Annotated in this window: 12 protein-coding genes and 1 tRNA gene; 4 read left to right on the forward strand and 9 right to left on the reverse strand. The window is 73.1% G+C overall.

The genetic code is table 11. From position 1 onward, the window contains the following. Window positions 1-31: 31 nt before the first annotated feature. The 5 genes from ACZ4U4_RS17390 to ACZ4U4_RS17410 form a co-directional block, all read right to left on the reverse strand. Entirely contained in the window at window positions 32-775 is a 744-nt protein-coding gene (locus tag ACZ4U4_RS17390) for a DUF8185 domain-containing protein (RefSeq protein ID WP_467874647.1), read from the reverse strand. Continuing rightward, complete coding sequence (locus tag ACZ4U4_RS17395; RefSeq protein ID WP_467874650.1) at window positions 772-1206, reverse strand: acyl-CoA thioesterase; 435 nt, start codon at window positions 1204-1206, stop codon at window positions 772-774. The genes ACZ4U4_RS17390 and ACZ4U4_RS17395 overlap by 4 nt, the downstream gene beginning before the upstream one ends. A 4-nt stretch (window positions 1207-1210) precedes the next feature. After that, window positions 1211-2875, reverse strand: coding sequence for an energy-dependent translational throttle protein EttA (gene ettA, locus ACZ4U4_RS17400; RefSeq protein WP_467874652.1), 1665 nt, complete (start codon window positions 2873-2875; stop codon window positions 1211-1213). 390 nt (window positions 2876-3265) lie between these two features. After that, window positions 3266-4657: a Cys-Gln thioester bond-forming surface protein gene (locus tag ACZ4U4_RS17405; RefSeq protein WP_467874654.1), complete on the reverse strand. Its 1392-nt coding sequence runs from the start codon at window positions 4655-4657 to the stop codon at window positions 3266-3268. Window positions 4658-4902: 245 nt separating this feature from the next. Continuing rightward, window positions 4903-5544, reverse strand: a complete 642-nt coding sequence (locus ACZ4U4_RS17410; protein ID WP_467874657.1) for a single-stranded DNA-binding protein — start codon at window positions 5542-5544, stop codon at window positions 4903-4905. Between the two features lie 449 nt (window positions 5545-5993). Here ACZ4U4_RS17410 and ACZ4U4_RS17415 point away from each other — a divergent pair, with 449 nt between their 5' ends. Next, the gene (locus ACZ4U4_RS17415; RefSeq protein WP_467874659.1) at window positions 5994-6566 is read left to right on the forward strand and encodes an AAA family ATPase; all 573 of its coding nucleotides are present in this window, start codon (window positions 5994-5996) and stop codon (window positions 6564-6566) included. A 74-nt stretch (window positions 6567-6640) separates the two neighbouring features. Here ACZ4U4_RS17415 and ACZ4U4_RS17420 read toward each other — a convergent pair whose 3' ends face one another. Together ACZ4U4_RS17420 and ACZ4U4_RS17425 are read right to left on the reverse strand one after the other, a co-directional pair. Further along, window positions 6641-8794 carry a GTPase gene (locus ACZ4U4_RS17420; RefSeq protein ID WP_467874661.1) on the reverse strand — a complete coding sequence of 718 codons (2154 nt, stop codon included), beginning with the start codon at window positions 8792-8794 and terminating at the stop codon, window positions 6641-6643. Continuing rightward, on the reverse strand, window positions 8791-10557 hold the full coding sequence (locus ACZ4U4_RS17425; RefSeq protein WP_467874663.1) for a dynamin family protein: 1767 nt from the start codon (window positions 10555-10557) through the stop codon (window positions 8791-8793). The genes ACZ4U4_RS17420 and ACZ4U4_RS17425 overlap by 4 nt, the downstream gene beginning before the upstream one ends. Window positions 10558-10859: 302 nt before the next feature. On the opposite strand from ACZ4U4_RS17425, the gene ACZ4U4_RS17430 reads away from it, so the two are divergent. Next, window positions 10860-10935: transfer RNA gene (locus ACZ4U4_RS17430), tRNA-Arg, on the forward strand. A 117-nt stretch (window positions 10936-11052) separates the two neighbouring features. Here ACZ4U4_RS17430 and ACZ4U4_RS17435 read toward each other — a convergent pair. After that, window positions 11053-11613, reverse strand: a complete 561-nt coding sequence (locus ACZ4U4_RS17435; protein WP_467874664.1) for a DoxX family protein — start codon at window positions 11611-11613, stop codon at window positions 11053-11055. Between the two features lie 1198 nt (window positions 11614-12811). On the opposite strand from ACZ4U4_RS17435, the gene ACZ4U4_RS17440 reads away from it, so the two are divergent. Then, window positions 12812-14155 carry a hypothetical protein gene (locus ACZ4U4_RS17440; RefSeq protein ID WP_467875199.1) on the forward strand — a complete coding sequence of 448 codons (1344 nt, stop codon included), beginning with the start codon at window positions 12812-12814 and terminating at the stop codon, window positions 14153-14155. A gap of 9 nt (window positions 14156-14164) precedes the next feature. Here the strand turns inward: ACZ4U4_RS17440 and ACZ4U4_RS17445 are convergent, their stop codons facing one another. Beyond that, entirely contained in the window at window positions 14165-16354 is a 2190-nt protein-coding gene (locus ACZ4U4_RS17445) for a tetratricopeptide repeat protein (RefSeq protein WP_467874666.1), read from the reverse strand. Window positions 16355-16822: 468 nt separating this feature from the next. On the opposite strand from ACZ4U4_RS17445, the gene ACZ4U4_RS17450 reads away from it, so the two are divergent. After that, on the forward strand, window positions 16823-17734 hold the full coding sequence (locus ACZ4U4_RS17450; protein ID WP_467874667.1) for an SAM-dependent methyltransferase: 912 nt from the start codon (window positions 16823-16825) through the stop codon (window positions 17732-17734). Window positions 17735-17736: the final 2 nt, after the last annotated feature.

Raw genomic sequence — 17736 nt, forward strand, 5'->3', positions numbered from 1 at the left:
CGCCCGCGCCCGGTCGCGGCAGGTCGTGCGCTCAGGTCGGCGTGACCGTCAGCCCGGACAGCCCCGGGCCCGCGACCCGTACCGCCACCGACCCGTACGGCGTGGACAGCCGCAGCCAGCCGCCGGCGGCGAGCAGGACGGGCGGCTGCGGGGCGGGCGCGGTCAGCGTCCCGCCGCCGGGCGCCGCCGGGACCTGCGCGGGGCGCAGGAAACCGAGGGAGCGCGCGGCGTGCACGGCGCGCAGCGGCAGCCGGGTGTCGCCGAGCGTCCGCGACCAGATCTCCCGGCCGATCGCGTCCCGCGCCGCCCGGGTGCGCTCCTGCGGCGGCAGCGCCTCGTCCCGGGCCCGGAACTCCGCGACCGCCGCGGCGACCGCCCGGCCCAGCGCCTCGGGACCCGGCAGCCCGGGCACCCGCCGCCAGCCCCCGCGCGGCGGCAGCACCCCGGCCCACGGCGGCCCGGTGACCGCCGCGGGCACCGTCAGCACACCGGCGGCCTCCCCGGTGGCCTCCGGGTCGATCGCCTCCAGCAGATCACCGGCCGAGACGGTGGTGTCCAGCCGCATCCCGTCGGGGCCGCCGGGACCCCGCGGATCGGCGAGCCGCGCCGTGCGGATCGCCAGGACCTCGAAGGACGGCGGCCGCCCGAAGACGGCCAGCGCCCCGCCACCGCCCTGCAACCGCACCGCGGCGGCCTTGTCGTAATGCAGCAGCCGGCCCAGGAAGGCGGCGAGGTCCGCCGCCTCCCCGGCATCGGCCAGGCGCAGCACCGTCATCCGGCGACTGCCCCCTTCGTCTGCGCGGCGTCGTCGAGGTACTCCTTCAGCTGCGCCTTCTCCTCCGCGGTCAGGCGGCGGGGCCGCTCGGCCTCGAAGTCGTACGGCACGACGACGGTCGAGGCCCGCAGATACAGCGTCCCCTCGTCCTTGACCTCGTAGGCGACCGTCATCGACGCGGCACTGATCTTGGTGACCCACAGCTCGACGGTGACCGGCGCGTGCCGGTGCACCAGCGGGCGGACGTAGTCGATCTCGTGCCGCGCGACGACGGAACCGCCGGTGAACGACACACTGCCGTTCCCCGGCGCCAGCCGGTCCATGAAGTCGATCCGCGCCTCTTCGAGATAGCGCACGAAGACCGCGTTGTTGACATGACCGAACGCGTCCATGTCGGACCAGCGCAGGGGGCAGGCATAGGTGTGACGCACGATGTCAGCCCCGGGTCAGCTTCTTGTACGTCGCACGGTGCGGACGGGCCGCGTCGGCACCGAGCCGCTCGACCTTGTTCTTCTCGTACGACTCGAAGTTGCCCTCGAACCAGAACCACTTGGAGTCGCCCTCGTACGCCAGGATGTGGGTGGCGACGCGGTCGAGGAACCAGCGGTCGTGGGAGACGACCACGGCGCAGCCGGGGAAGTCCAGCAGCGCGTTCTCCAGCGACGACAGGGTCTCGACGTCGAGGTCGTTGGTCGGCTCGTCGAGGAGCAGGAGGTTGCCGCCCTGCTTGAGGGTGAGCGCCAGGTTGAGGCGGTTGCGCTCACCACCGGAGAGCACCCCGGCCGGCTTCTGCTGGTCCGGGCCCTTGAAGCCGAACGCCGAGACGTAGGCGCGCGAGGGCATCTCGACCTGGCCGACGTTGATGTAGTCCAGCTCGTCGGAGACGACGGCCCACAGCGTCTTCTTCGGGTCGATGTTCTCGCGGCTCTGGTCGACGTAGGAGATCTTGACCGTCTCGCCGACCTTGATCGAACCGGCGTCCGGTGTCTCCAGCCCCTGGAGCATCTTGAACAGCGTGGTCTTACCCGCGCCGTTCGGACCGATGACGCCGACGATGCCGTTGCGCGGCAGCGTGAACGACAGGTCGTCGATGAGGACCTTCTCGCCGAACGCCTTGGAGAGGTTCTCCACCTCGACGACGATGTTGCCCAGGCGCGGGCCCGGCGGGATCTGGATCTCCTCGAAGTCCAGCTTCCGCATCTTGTCCGCCTCGGCGGCCATCTCCTCGTAACGCGCCAGACGCGACTTGGACTTGGCCTGCCGCCCCTTGGCGTTGGAGCGGACCCACTCCAGCTCGTCCTTGAGCCGCTTGGCGCGCTTGGCGTCCTTCTGGCCCTCGACCTTCAGACGGGTCTGCTTGGTCTCCAGGTACGTGGAGTAGTTGCCCTCGTAGCCGATGGCGCGGCCGCGGTCCAGCTCCAGGATCCAGCCGGCGACGTTGTCGAGGAAGTACCGGTCGTGGGTGACGGCGACGACGGTGCCCGGGTACTTCGCGAGGTGCTGCTCCAGCCACTGCACGGACTCGGCGTCCAGGTGGTTGGTGGGCTCGTCGAGAAGGAGCAGGTCGGGCGCCTCCAGCAGCAGCTTGCACAGCGCGACGCGGCGGCGCTCACCACCGGAGAGGTTGGTGACCGGCCAGTCACCGGGCGGGCAGCCCAGCGCGTCCATCGCCTGCTCCAGCTGGGTGTCCAGGTCCCACGCGCCCGCGTGGTCGAGGTCCTCCTGGAGCTTGCCCATCTCCTCCATCAGCTCGTCGGAGTAGTCGGTGGCCATCAGCTCGGCGACCTCGTTGAAGCGCTTCAGCTTGCCCATCACCTCCTTGGCGCCGTCCTGGACGTTCTCCAGCACCGTCTTCGACTCGTCCAGCGGCGGCTCCTGGAGGAGCATGCCGACGGTGTAGCCGGGGGAGAGGAACGCGTCACCGTTCGAGGGCTGCTCAAGACCTGCCATGATCTTCAGCACCGTGGACTTACCGGCGCCGTTGGGGCCCACGACACCGATCTTCGCGCCCGGCAGGAAGCTCAGCGTGACGTCATCGAGGATGACCTTGTCACCGTGGGCCTTGCGCGTCTTGCGCATCGTGTAGATGTACTCAGCCAAGAGAAACCGTCCGGCAGTCTGGATCGTGCGGGTCTGTAGGGGCTCCGCCGCGTGGGCCATGAAGCGGCGTGGCCGCGCGAGGGCAGATACACCCATCTTGCCGTACCGCCCTGCCCTGGCGGAAACGCGTAACGGAACGGGCGGGGACGGGGCCCGCGGAGCAGCCCGGCGGAGGGCCCGCGCGGCGGGTGCGGATCAGGTGAACCAGGACACGTCCGGGAGCAGCCCGGCCGACGGGGAGCGCGGGCCTGCCGCCCGGCCGCCCGTACCCGTGGCCCGTGGTCCGGCGGCTCCCGGCCGTCCGCCCCGGAGCCCGCGGCCGTCCGCACATACGGCGGCGGGCGGCCCCCCGTCCCAGGGGTGCCGCCCGCCGTCACTCAGGAGGAGGTGTTACGCGGTCTTCTTCCTACGGAGGAAGAACACCGCGCCGCCGCCGATCAGCACCAGCACGACCGCGACGCCGGCGATCACCGGGGTGGCGTTGCTGGAACCGGTCTCGGCGAGGTCACCGCCGCCGGTGGTGCTGCCACCGTTGGTGCCGCCCACCGACGCGGGGCTCGGCTGCGGGGTGGGCTTGCCGCCACCGGAACCGGCGGTCTTGCAGTCCAGCACGCCCGAGAACGACTTCTCGAAGCCGCCCGCACCCTTCACCGTGATCTTGTACGGCTGGTCCTCGCCGACCGGCACCGTCACGGTCTTCGACTCACCGGGACCGACCTCGTAGTCCTTGCCGGACAGCGAGAAGGGGAACGCCTCGTCACCGCTGTTGGTGGTGGTGACGTCCACCCCGCCCTTCGAGCAGTTCTTCTGCGCGGTCACCGCGGGGACGGCACCCTGCTTCTTCCACGACGCGGTCGCCGCCGCCGACACCGTCGACTCGCTGGAGCCGGCCAGGATCTGCGTCTGGCTCTTCGCGTGCTCACCGATACCGGTGAAGGCCCGGCCGACCGGCACCTTCGTCGCGGCCTGCACGGTCAGCGAGGTGCTGCCGTCCTCCGCGCCCTTGGGCACGTCGAAGAAGAGCTGGGAACCGTCGGCGGCGCCGGTGACGGGCTTGCCGTCCTTGCCGACGATCTTCACGCCCGACGGCAGATCCGCGGCCGGGGACACCGCGACGCTGTCCGCGTTGGTGTGCACCGTCACCGGGCCGAGACGGCTGCCCGACTTACCGGAGACCGCCGGCGGGTCCAGCGTCAGCGACGCCTTCGGCTCCGAGAGGTTGCGCGCGCTGCGCTCCAGGTAGTCGGCGAGCTTCTCGGCCGCCGGGTTCACCGCGTCCACCTTGACGTGGTCGGAGAACCGCCAGATCGCGACCTGCGTACCGGCCGCCGCGGTCTTCTCCGTCAGCCCCTGCGCACCGGCCTTCTGCGCCAGCGCCGCCAGGTCGTTCACCTGCGGGTACGAGTTCTGCAGGATCCAGCGGATCTTGCCGGCGTCCGCGTTGTTGTGCAGCGACGAAGCGCTCCAGGGCACTTCCTGGTACTTCGCCTGCTGCTGCGTCGGGTTGTGCACGTCGATGCAGTACGTCTGCAGCGTGCCACCGTTGTCCACGGACATCTCGAACAGGCCCGCGCCGAGGGGCTGGTCCCCACCCTCACCGTGCACGATCGCCTGGTCGTAGACCTTCAAACCACCGAGCGTGGCCGTGGCACCACCGTGCCCCGCGACCGTCTCGTCCGCCACGGCGGGCCCCGCCGTGGCTATCGCACCCGCCGCGACCAGGCCCGAAGCCAGGACCGCGGCGGCAAGGCGGGCTGCGCCCCGCCTCTTCCTCGAAAGCATGAATTTCCCCTCTGGGCGAGGCGGTCGAGTGGGGAGAAGCCTCGCCGGAAAGATCCCAGACAACTCAACAGCTGAACAGATCAGCCCCCGTGAGTACTCGTCGGATCCTAGGGAGAAGCCGCAAGCCGGTCCCCAGGATCACACCCCTGCAAGCGATCCGAATCGCAATCGTTATCGAGAGGGGAACGTGGGGGCTGGGTTTATCGATAAATCGGCGCTGGGGAGCGGGTCCCCCTCCCCCCACCTCACCCCGCCCCGACCCCCTCCAGGGCTTCCTTCTCCGCCGCAACCGCGCCCGGCGCCGCGCCGTCCCCGGCCCGTGCAGCCACTTCGGCCGCGCCCCCGCTCCCGCCGCCCGCGCCCCCGTCCGCCGCAGGCACTGCCGGCGACGACGTCGCTGCCGGCGTCGAATCCGCCTTCCCCCACGCCCCCGTTCCTGCCCCCGTGGACCAGTCAGGTCCCAACTCGGCGCCCTGTCCGCTGCCTCCGCCCGGTTGCAGCTCCGTCCGTGGCCGGGGCGATGCCCTGCGGAACGCCGCCGTTCCCCGGCTGAGGTCGTGGCCGATGGCGACGGCCTCGACCTCCGCCGCGAGCCAGCGCTGACCGCCGCGGTCCGCGGACTGTTCGCCCTCCCGTACGCGCAACCTGCCCTGCACCAGCAGCGGTTCGCCCACCGTCACGGACGCCGCGACGTGGTCGGCGAGCGCGCGCCACGCCTTGACGGTGAAGAAACTGGTGTCGCCGTCCATCCACCGCTCGCGCGCCCGGTCCCAGCGCCGGGGCGTCGCCGCCAGCCGGAACCGCACCACCGGCACGCCCGTTGGCGTCGTCCGGTGCTCCACCGCCGTGGCGGCGTTCCCCACCAGCGTGACCATCGTGTCGTTCATCGCATCCCCCTCATCGGGCCGCCGTCACCCGGCGCCCGCTCCTCGTCTTCATCCGCTCGTCCTCGTCCGCGGGCATCCCTTCCACACCCGCCGCACGTCCGCCGAGGCATCCGGCGCCCGCACTCCGCGAACCGCCGCTCCTGCGGTGGACGGTTCTCATGCTGCGCGCATCCGCCAGACCCCGCTCAGGGCTGTGGACGGCACATCACCTTGTGGACAACTCGGCCACCCGAACGGTGAATTCACGGCCGAAGACACACCGGCCGGAGAGGACGACGAAAGCGGGCACCAGCCAGAACCAACGACTGATGAGGTTCGAACGTGGCAGCCTGGGTCACCAACGTGAAGCCCGCGATTACGGACCTGATCCTGTGGTGAGACCCGTCCCGCCAGGGCCTTCACAGCCGTTCTGGCGTTCTGACCAGGGCGCACCATATGGGAGGCCAGCAGTGCAGGAACTTGGTTCAGCGGTCGTGCTCGTCACGGGGGTCATGGCATCCGGGAAGTCCACCGTTGCCCAGCTGCTGGCCGAGCGGCTCCCGCGCGCCGTGCATCTGCGGGGCGACGGGTTCCGGCGGATGATCGTGTCCGGCCGCGAGGAGTTCACGCCGCAGCCAACCGCTGAGGCGACGGCGCAGTTGCGGCTGCGCTACCAGGCATCCGCCGCGGTCGCGGACCTGTACGCACAGGCGGGATGGACCGTCGTCGTCCAGGACGTCGTCCTCGGCGAACACCTCGATGCCTACCTCGGCAACGTGACGACCCGGCCTCTGTACCTGGTCGTCCTCGCCCCGACGCGCGGAACGGTCGCGGCGCGTGAAACCGAGCGCCCCAAGAACGGCTATGGCGGCCCCTGGACGGTCGACACCCTTGATGACGTCCTCCGCGCGGAGACCCCGCTCCTCGGGCTCTGGCTGGACACGTCGGACCAGACGCCCGACGAGACCGTGGATCAGATCCTCACCGGCCTCGCCACGGCCCGCATCGCCGGCGACCGAAACAGCCCATCAGAAGATCGCTGAGAAAACCTCACCCGGCAAACCCACCCCTACGGCCAACCTGCCACCACCAGCAGCAAGTTGAGCGGCCGCCCCTCTCAACCCCCCGAAGCCACCGCGTACTGCTCCCGGACCTCCTGGTACCGCAGTAGTTCCGCGGCGACCGGTTCGAGGACATGGGCCCTGCCGCAGTGGGCCGCCGCATCGCGCAGGCGGCGCTCCGTCTCCTCGCCGTGGCGTCGGGCCGGGGCCCGGGCCGCGGCCGCGCATGCCCAGGTCAGCGTGGGGGCGCCCAGTACGCCGAGGGTCGCCACGGCCAGCGCCGCCGGCCATCCGGTGACGTCCGCGGGCCCGGTGAGCGTCACCAGCAGCCACACCGTGCCGAGGAGCTGCAGGACGCACATCAGTCCCTGGAGGCCGGCGGCCACCGTCCACCATCTGGGCCGGTCGGGACCGGGCCGCAGCGCCGCCTCGGCGTCCGCGGCGACCTTGTCCAGCGCCGCGGGCAGCTCTTCGGCGCCCCGCCCGGCGGCGTCCCGCACGGCCTGCGCCCACGGTGCGGGCAGTCCGCGGGACGCCTCGCCGACGAGGTTGCGTACCGCCTGTTCGACGACGGGACGGGCGGCGGCGCGGTCGTCGGTGGGGCGGGGGGTGTCGGTGGTGGGGCGGGTGCGCCGGTGGTGGAGGCGGGTCCAAGGGGTGGCGCAGGCGCGTTCGGCGTGGCGGAGCCAGTCGTGTTCGGCGGTGCGGCCGGTCGCTGCGGCGCCGACGGCGTCGGCGAGCCGGTCGTCGAAGGTGCGGCGGGCCTGTGCGGTGAGCGTCACGCGGCCCTGGGTGGTGTAGGCGGGGCGCAGGCGGGTGGCGGCGGCGTCGACGTCGGCGGCGAGGCGGCGGTCGGCGGCGCCGTGGTCGGCGACGAACCGGGCGAGGGCGTCGCGCAGTTCGCCGACGCCGGTGCCGGTGGCGGCGGAGAGGGCGAGGACGGTGGCGCCCGGTTCGCCGTGTTCGCCGAGCGCCATGCCGTCGTCGTCGAGCAGCCGCCGCAGGTCGTCGACGACCTGGTCGGCGGCGTCGCCGGGCAGCCGGTCGATCTGGTTGAGGACGACGAAGGTGACCTCGGCGTATCCGGCGTGCGGGCGGAGGTAGCGCTCGTGCAGGATCGCGTCGGCGTATTTCTCGGGGTCGACGACCCAGATGACGGCGTCGACGAGGGCGAGGAGCCGGTCGACCTGTTCGCGGTGGCCGGTCTGTGCGGAGTCGTGGTCGGGCAGGTCGAGGAGGACGAGTCCGTCGAGTCCGGTGGCGTCGCGGGCGGGGGTGTGGCGGCGGTGCGGGGGCACGCCGAGCCGGTGGAGGAGGCCCTCGGCGCCGGGGCGGCCGCCGCTCCAGACGCAGGCGACGGGTTCGCCGGTGGTGGGCCGCTGGGCTCCGGCCCGGGAGCGGGGCGCCCCGGCCAGGGCGTTGAAGAGGGAGGATTTGCCGCTCCCGGTGGAGCCGGCGATGGCGACGACGGTGTGCCGGGTGGACAGCCGACGGCGTTCGTCGGCGGCGTCGAGGACCTGTCCTGCCTCGTCGAGCGTCGTACGGTCCAGGCGGGTGCGGGAGAGCTCGATCATCTGGCGCAGCGCGTCGAGGCGGGCCTGGAGGGCGTCGCCGGGGTCGGGGCGTCCGGTGTCGGGGAGTGCCCAGCCGTACGGGGCGTCCTCGTAGGGGGCGTGTCCGGGGTGCCGGTGGGTGTCGCGGGGTGCGGGTCCGGCCAGTGCGGGGCCCGGGGGGCCGGCGGGTCCGCCGTCCCACTGCGGGCCGATGCGGCCGCCTTCGGGGAGTGGCGGGCGGTCGGTGTCGTCCGGGGTACGGGGGCCGGTTCCGGTGGTCCAGGGGGTGGGGAGGCGGCGTCGGCGGCGGGCGGGGTCGCGGGGTGCGGCGGCGGGGGCGCGGCGGGCGATGAGGCCGTCGTCCCAAGCCGCGGCGCCGGTGACGAGGCGGCCGTCGGTGCAGACCATGGTGCCCGCCGCCCAGGCCGGGTGGTCCTCGGGTTCTTCGGTGCCGTGCTCCGCACCGGGCCCGTCGGGGGCCGGTCCCGGGGGCGGTGTCGCGTCAGCTCCGGGGGCCGGGGGCTCGTCGGCGTGTTCGCCGTGGGCCCGGCAGGCGGGGCACACACCGGTGCGGCCGCACGCCCCGCACGGTGCGGGGCGTGCGGCCGCCGGGCCCGGCCCGTCGGGAACGTCGCCGGGTCCGCTCGCCCCGTTCATCCGGTCACCTTCTCCCTCTGCAGTACGGACAGTGCGGCGATGAGTTCGGCCTGCTGGTCGGGTGGGACGGCGAGCCGTTCGAGGGGAGCGAGGCGGCGTTGGCGTTCGGCGGTGAGGGCGCGGTCCAGGTGGGCGGTGAGGAGGCGGGTGCCGCGGTCGTGGAGGCGGAGGGTGCTCTGTGCGCCGAGGAGGGTGGCGAGGCGTTCGGCGGCGGCGCGGGCGCGGTCGCCGCCGAGGAGGGCGGTGGCCAGCAGGGCGGTGGGTTCGTCGGGGGTGACGGAGCCGGGGCGTTGGGCGGCGCGGCCGCCGCGGGCCTCGCGGATCTCCTCCTCGGCGAGTTCTTCCAGGCAGCGGCGCCAGCGGCGGACGGCGACGCCGAGGCGGTCGGAGGTGCCGGTGGTGCCGGTGGCGGCGGTCGGTGCGAGGTCGGCGGCGGCCGGGTCGCGGTGCCAGGCGTCGGCGGTGCGTTCGTCGGCGCGTTCGACGGCGCAGGTGAGGAGGGCGGTGAGGCCGTGGGTGAGGGCGTCGAGGAGGTCGTCGGGGCGGCCGCCGAGGGCGTGGTCGCGCCAGTGGGCGCGGGCGTCGCCGGAGAGCACCTCGCCCGCGGCGATCTCGCGCCGTACGCGGGTGGCGGCTTCGCCGTACGTCTCCTCGACGCGGGCGGCGAGGCGCAGTGCGGCGGCGTGCTGGGCGGCGGCGGCGCCGGCGAGGGCGGGCAGGCGGCTGCGGAGGGAGGCGATGACCCCGGTGGTGGTGCGGTTGGCCGCGGCGGTGCGGGCGGGCGGGTCCTGGGCGTGGCGGGCGAGCCAGTCGCGGAGGGCGGCGACGGCGGTGGCGGGCAGCAGTCCGCTGCCGCCGCCTGCGGATTCGGGGAGTTCGGGGATGGTGAAGCGGGGGACGTGGCCGAGTCCGGCGCGCTGGAGGAGGACGGCGTAGCGGGCGGAGATGTCCGTGGCGATCTGGTGCGGTACCCGGTCGAGGACGGTGACGAGGGTGACGTCGTACTCCTTGGCGGTACGGAGGAGGTGCCAGGGGACGGCGTCGGCGTAGCGGGCGGCGGTGGTGACGAGGACCCAGATGTCGGCGGCGCAGATGAGTTCGGCGGCGAGTTCGCGGTTGCGGGCGACGAGGGAGTCGATGTCGGGTGCGTCGAGGAGGGCGAGTCCGGCGGGGAGGGCGGGGTCGGTCTCCAGGCGGAGGGTGGGGACGGCGGATTCGTCGCGGGTGGTGTGCGGGAGGTCGTGCCGTCCGGGTGCGGTGCCGTCGCTCAGGGGGGTGTCGCCGGTGTGGTGCGTTCCGCTTGCCCCGTAGGTGGGGTACGGGGGTGTGGCGCGCGTCGCGGTGCGCCGGGGTTCGCGGGTGACGGGCCCGGGACCTTCCTGTTCGGGGACCCAGAGGCGGGCGAGGTGGGGCAGGACGCGGCGCCCGGCGAACCAGTGCAGGTCGTCGGGGTGGCAGACGAGGACGGGGGTGCGGGTGGTGGGACGCAGGACGCCGGCCTCGGAGACGCGCCGGCCGACGAGGGAGTTGACGAGGGTCGATTTTCCGGCGCCGGTGGAGCCGCCGATGACGGCGAGGAGCGGGGCATGGGGTGCACGGAGCCGCGGCATGACGTAGTCGTCGAGCTGGGCGAGCAGTTCGTCCCTGCTGCGGCGGGCGCGGGCGGCGCCTCTCAGGGGCAGCGGGAAGCGTGCGGCGTCGACGCGGTCGCGCAGTACGGACAGGGCGTCGATGAGTCGGGGTCGTACGTCCAAGGTCGCCACATGTGCAGAATGCCCAATTTGGTTGGGTTTTTGAAGCGTATACACCTGTGTGCGCGCCATAAAAACCACCACAGAACGGTACGAGTCGCGCGTGAGACGATCGAGGCGAGCGGCCCGCAGGCATAACGACTGCACAACAGCCGACGCCGGAGTGGCCAAAACCGATGCAGGATTCGTACCCGCCTGCGATTATCGGGACCGCTTCACGGAATCTCCACAACGTGCCACGGAGGTGAAGCAACCGGGACGAGGCACCCGGACCCCTATCCTTGTCCGCGGTCCGTGATCCACGTCCACCACCGGCCCCCGTAGCTCAGCGGATAGAGCAGGCGCCTTCTAAGCGCTTGGCCGCAGGTTCGAGTCCTGCCGGGGGCGCCATACCTCAGACCCTCCTTCGGGAGGGTCTTTTTGCTGGATACAGAAGGCCAGGGCACCGGACGTGCCGGACGGCGAACGCCTCCCCGCCCCGCACTCATCAGCCGGCGGATGCGAGGTTCACAGAACCAAAGCGATGGCGGCGCCGACACCTCCCAGGCCGAGGGCAACCGCAGCCTGGGGCCAACCTCCCGTACCCCACCGGAAGAAGCGGTCCACCGCCAGGCGGCCGGGGCCGATGGCGGCGATGCCGAGGGCGACCACGGCGATGGCCACGTTGTACTCCACTCCGCCGTCCGTCTCCCAGAGACCGTGGGCCCCGGTGACGGTGACCATGGCGTTGATCATGACGCCGATGAGGGCGGCGGACGCGAGCGGGGTGAGCAGCCCGAGGGCCAGGCCCAGGCCACCGAGGAATTCGGAGAGGCCCCCGATCACGGCGAAGAGCTTACCGGGCTGGTAGCCGAGGGTGGCGAACCCCTTTCCGGTCGCCGTCAGGCCGGCGCCGCCGAAAATTCCGAACAGCTTCTGAGAGCCGTGCCCGGCCATCAGCAGCCCCACCGCCAACCTGATCAACAACAGCCCAGCATCGGCGGCGGAGGATCTCGCCGGGGCAGGGCCCCGCGCCGACGGTTCCGTCGCGGCCAAGGGGCGGTAGTAGTTCATGAGCTTGGTAAGCATGAGAACACTCCGGTCAAAGGCCGCCGCGATCGCCCCGTGACCGCCGCCCACCGCCACCTTGACGCCGCTACCGCACCCTGAACCTGTCGGCCGAACCCGGCCGTGACGCCAAGCAGCGCCGGCGACACCCTCGGTCGAGGACTCGAAGAAGCCCATTGCGATAATGTGACCCGCATCACAATTTTACGGTAATGCCTCCGTCGCCGGCGCATGCGTCGAGACGACCGGATCAGAGGAGCCCTCCTTCCCCCGGCCCCGACCACGACCACGACCCCCATCGAAGCGCGGATGCGGGAACAGCCGACGTGGCAGCCCGCTTCCCGCCACTCTGATGCACGACGCGCGAACGGGCGCCGCGCGCCGGGTCGGACCCGACGGGGACCTCGCCATCAGGGTGCCGCAAGCGCGCGACAAGCGGATCGCCGCCTCTACGGAGCCAGGCTGCCAACCACTGCGCCCGTCGCGATGCCGACCCACCTGCCCCCACGTCCAGCCCCTCGTACGCGGAGCGGCGATCACAGGACGGTCAGCTACGGGCGGCAGGGCACAGCATCCACAACCGGAGATGCTCATCGGTCGATTCACCGAGGTCGAACGCCGGCCGCCGCGAGACCCCCACCCCGCAATGCGCCCCCGATGAGATCATGAACCCTTGCGCCGGACCCGGCGGGCCGGGGTGGACGGCGCGAGCCGGCGCCCCGTGCGGGCGGCCGTAGGGCGACGGAGGGGGACCAGTGAACGACGCGTGGATACGCGTACCGGTCGGCGCCGAGGCAGGTCGGTGGGACACCCGGGGGTCGGTGCGGCGGGTGTTGCTCGTGGTGCACAACGTGACCTCCGCGACGCGGCTGCTCGATGTGCTGCCGCTGCTCCGTGACTGGCGTATCCAGTTGCTGGCCACCTGCACCGGCTCGTCCCCCTTCCAGGCCGGGGTGCCGGAGCTGCTGGACGAGGTCGGGGTGCCGGTACTGCCCTGGGCGCAGGCGCTGCGGACGCGGGTGGACCTCGCCGTCTCCGCCAGCTTCGGCGGCCAACTCCATGAGATTTGCGGCAAGTTGGCCGTTTTGTCGCATGGGGTTGGCTACAATAAGACGCTGGCGACGCCGGACGCCGGACGCCGGACGCCGGACGCCGGACGCCGGACGCCGGACGCCGGACGCCGGACGCCGGACGCCGGACGCCGGACCCGGTGTTCGGGATGTCGGAGGCGTGGCTGCTCGTCGACGGGGAGCCGGTCGCGGATGCCATGGTGCTCTCCCATCCCGAGCAGCTCACGCGGTTGCGGGAGGCGTGTCCGGCCGCCGCGCACACCGCGGTGGTCGCCGGGGACCCCTGCTTCGACCGGCTGCTGGACGCCCGCCCCTACCGCGAGCGTTTCCGCCGGGCCCTCGGGCTGCGGGCCGGGCAGCGGCTGGTCGTGCTCAACTCGACCTGGAATCCCGCCTCGCTCTTCGGTGACGGCGGTGACGATCTGCTGCCCTCCCTCCTCCCCCGGCTGACCGGCGAGCTTCCCGCCGACGACTACCGGCTCGCCGCCGTCCTCCACCCCAACATCTGGCACGGTCACGGCCCGGGGCAGGTACGGGCCTGGCTGGAGCGGGCGCGCCGTGGCGGGCTGGCGCTGCTCGATCCGCTGACCGAATGGCGTCAGGCGCTCCTCGCCGCCGACCTGGTCATCGGCGACCACGGTTCGGTCACGTACTACGCCGCCGCCCTCGGCACCCCCGTCCTCCTCGGCGCCGCCCCGCTCGACGGGCTCGATCCCGCCTCGCCCGTCGCCGACTTCGTCCGCACCGCGCCCCGCCTCGATCCGCTCCGGCCGCTGCGCCCGCAGCTGGAGTCCGCCCTCGGCGACTACCGGCCGCACCCCGGACCCGCCGCACTCACCACCTCCGTCCCCGGCGAGTCGGCCACGCTGCTGCGCGCCCTCTTCCACGGCCTCATCGGCATCCCCGAACCCGACTCCCCCGCCCTCCTCGACCCGCTGCCGCTGCCCGACCACACGCCGCCGCGCCACACCACCTCGCTCCGCGTCCTGACCCGCCTCCTCGGCCCGTACGAGGTGGCGCTGCGCCGCTACGCGGAACCGTCGTACGAACCGGAGGAACCCGACGAGCCCGAGGAGCCGACGGACGCGCCCGTACAGGAGCATCTGGCGGCGCACGAGGACACCGCGGACCGGGCGGCGGTGGCCACGGCGGATGTGATCTTCCGGGACGGCGCGGCCGACGATCCGCGGCTGGGACCGCCCGCGGCGTGGTGCGCCGAGGTGCTCGCCCGCCACCCGCAGTGCGCCCTCGCCGTCTACGTCAGCGCTCCGGGCACCTGCACCGTCCGCAGCCGGACCGCCGGTACGTTCACCCTCACCGCCGACGCGTCGGCGGCCGACCCCGCCGCCCATGCCTCGGCGCTGTTCGCCTGCCTGGCCGCGGGCACGGCGCCGCGGAGCCTGATCGCCAACGGGCTGACGGTACGGACCGCCCGGGCCCGCCACCGGGTGACGGTCGCCCCGGCGGACGACGGCGCGGGTACGGCAGGCTGACCCGCCGCCCTACTCCGCGTCCCGCGCGACGGCCTCGCGCAGCTCCCGCAGGCGGATCAGGTGGTACCCCGCGCCGCCCTCCGCCAGCAGCTCGGCGGCCTCCTCGAAGTGGGCCAGCGCCTCCCGCGGCTGCCCGGCCTCGCTGCGGGTCTCCGCGAGATCGGTGAGGGTGCGGGCGGTGTTGTACGGGTCGTGGGCGCGGAAGAACTCCAGCGCCTGCTCCAGCCACCGCGTGGCGTCGTCGCAACGGCCCAGACCGCGCAGGGCCCGGCCCCGGTGGCGGCGGAGCAGGGCGCGGGCGCGGGGGACGTCGCGGCTGCCCTCGCCGCCGTCCGGGACCGTGACGAGGACGGCGTCGGCCTCCTCGAAGAGGTCCAGCGCCTCGGCGTACCGCCACTGCCGCAGCCGCAGCAGGCCCAGCGTCTCCACCGCGGTGGCCTGCCCGAGGCGGTGCCCCGCCGACTGCGACGCCCGGGCCGCCTCCCGCAGCTCCTCCTCGGCCTCGGCGAAGTGGTCGGCGCCCAACTCCGTCAGGGCCAGCGCGAGCTGGGTGTGCATCCGGGCCCGCACCCGGACCGGTGCGCCGGACGCCTCGGACACCGGGGCCGGGTCGGCCTCGGACGCCAGGGCGCGGGCGGCGCGGACGCCCGCCCGCAACGCCGGCAGGACCTGCTCGTGGCGCCCGGCCTTGAGCTGCACCGCCCACAGGGCCTCGCACAGCTGCCAGACGCTGTGGTGATCGCCGTACGCCTCGGCCGCCAGCACGGCGGCCACCAGCGTCGGGAGTTCGCAGTCCAGGGTCGCCAGCGCCGCCCGGGGGCCGTCGTACGGGCCGGGCGGCAGCAGGTCGTAGAGCGGGCCGAGGTGCCAGCGCTCCGGGAGGGCGGCGCGGTCGGCGGGCACCGCCAGGCGCAGGGCCCAGCTCACCGTGCGCGAGACGGCGGCGGAGCAGCCGGCGGGCCGGTCCTCCCGGGCGGCGAGCGCTTCGGCGTGCTGCCGGACGAGGGGGCGCTGGTGGAACCGCACGCCGTCGCGGGTCTCCAGGAGTCCGCGGGTGACCAGCTCGCCCAGGAGGCGTTCGGCCTCGGCCCGGGTGATCTCCGCGGTGGCCGCCGCCTGGTCGGGGCCGATGGCGGGCCAGGGGTGCAGTGCCAGCAGGCGGTGGAGCCGGGCGGCGTCCGCGGAGAGCGCGCGGTAGGCGGTGTCGGCGGCGGCGCGTACCGGGTCGGGGTCCGGTGCGACGGGCTCCCGGGCGGGCGGAGTGGTGCCGTCCGGAGCGGGGTCCTGCGGCAGGGTCAGGGAGGTGGCGGCGGTGCGCAGGGCGTACGGGGAGCCGCCGCACCGGTCGAGGACGGCCTGGAGCACGGCCTCGTCGTCACCGCGCCACCGCAGTCCGGTGAGCCGGCGGAGGAGGGCCCGCGCGTCCTTGGCGGCGAGCGGCCCGACCGGGACGGGTACGGCGTCGAGTCCGGCCGGCGGGCGGCGCGCGACGACGATGGTGAAGACGCCGGGGGCGCCGGTCAGCAGGGGGCCGACCTGGGCGGCGGACCGGGCGTGGTCGAGGACGACGAGCAGTCTGCGGTCGGCGACGAGGGTGCGGTAGAGGTCGATGCGGTCCTCGGCCGCGGGCGGTACGTCCGCGTCGGCGACGCCCAACTTGCGCAGGAAGTGGCGGAGCACGGCGGGGGCGTCGAGACCGGCGCCCGCGCCGCCGCGCAGGTCGAGGTAGAGCTGGCCGTCCGGGAAGCGGTGGGCGTTGCGGCTTCCCCAGTGGATGGGGACGGCGCTGGTGCCGATGCCGCCGGGCCCGTACACGACGGCGACGCGGGGCAGGCCGTCGGCCTTGCGTCCGGCTTCCTTGTCGAGCTGTTTGAGGGGCCGGCGGCGGTCGGTGAAGAAGCGGGCGGTGGCCGGGAGCTGGCGCGGGACGGCCGTGGCGCTCGCGGGGGCGGGGGCGGTGCGGAAGAGGACACCGAGGGCGCGGGCGTATTCGGGGTCGCGGGCGGCGGCGCCGGCCAGCACCGCCGCCAACTCGCCGCGCTCCTCGGCGCCGACCGGTGCGGGCACCTCGCGTCCGGCGACCCGGCGGGCGAGTGCGCCGAGCGATTCCCAGCCACGTTTGCCCGCTTCTGTCGCCATGGACATCGCCATGGTGGACAGCAGGGACGAAACCGCCGCCATCGACGTGGGATCCAGCATGCCGTCACTCCCCCTGTACGCCGTCCGGTACCACTGCCGGGCGGCCGTGCCGATCCGTCTCCCGCCCGCCGTCCACCGTAGTGGTGGGCCACCGGGCGCCGCGCTTGTCCTGCACATCCTGCCGGGAGGGGCCCGGGTCCGGAACTCCCTCCGGCCGAGACCGCACCCCTGGCGCCCCGCTGTTCACACCGTTTGCGACTGACACCGCGTCCAATCGCTTCGTCCGTAGGTGTTCTGACGTCGCGTCTACTGGACGAACGTCATGTTGGCGGCATTCGACGCGCCCAAAAGTGCTTATTTTTGGCTTGTTTGCATATGACTCTGATCACGTGGAGGCCGAACCCGGATTGCGAACGATCACTCTCGGGCAGATCGTGTGGGCCCGGAGTGTCTGGTTCCGGCCCACCCCCCGACCGGGGCGCCGGATGCTACCGGCGCACCGGACTGTCTGCCCATCGGAGTTGAAACATGGACAACAACCTCGTCATCGACGCGGCGGTCCCCGGCCAGTCCGGGTTCGACGAGAAGCAAGTTCCCCTCTATTACACGCGCAAGACCAGGGACATCCTGCACAAATACGGCCCCGGCCCCCGCGTCCACTTTCATATGGGGATATTTGACGAAGGTTCACAGCCCAACACGACGGTCGCGCAGCGCGTTCTGCGGCGGCGCATCGTCGAATCGCAGGAGGCCGTGCTCGATCACGCCGCCGAGCTCTGGGACGTACCGCGCAACCCGCACGGACACCTCCTCGACATCGGCTGCGGCGTCGGCGGCGGCTCGATCTACTGGGCGCAGAAGTTCGGTGCGCAGGTCACCGGCATCACCGTCACCGGCGAACACATACCGGTCATCGCCGACCTCGCCCGCCAGGCCGACGTCGCCGACCGGATCACCCCGGTCCTCGGCGACATCCACGACCTGACCGACGAGAACCGCTACGACGGCGCCGTCGCCATCGAGAGCTCCGGCTACATGGACCGTGAGCGGCTCTTCTCCGTCGTGGCCAAGGCCCTCAAGCCCGGTGGCTGGTTCGGCATCCAGGAGCACTTCCTGTGCCGCCCGGAGTGGACCGAGTTCATCGACGACTACTACAAGACCCGCCTGGGCACCCTCACCGAGTACATCAACGCCGCGCACGCGGCCGGTCTGGAGCTGGAGCAGGACGAGGACATCACCGACCGCGTCGCGGAGTTCTGGATGCAGTCGATGGCCTGGAGCACCGCGGAGGTGGAGACGATGGACCGCACCGGCGTGCCCTCCCCCATCGCCCGCGACCGGCTGCTGGAGTCGGAGCGCACCCACGGCAAGCTGTTCCGCATCTGGCGTGACCACGCGGTCGAGACCCGCCTGCTGCTCTTCCGCCTGGGAGGCAACTGACC

It is taken from the genome of Streptomyces sp. NPDC029159, from assembly GCF_055564055.1.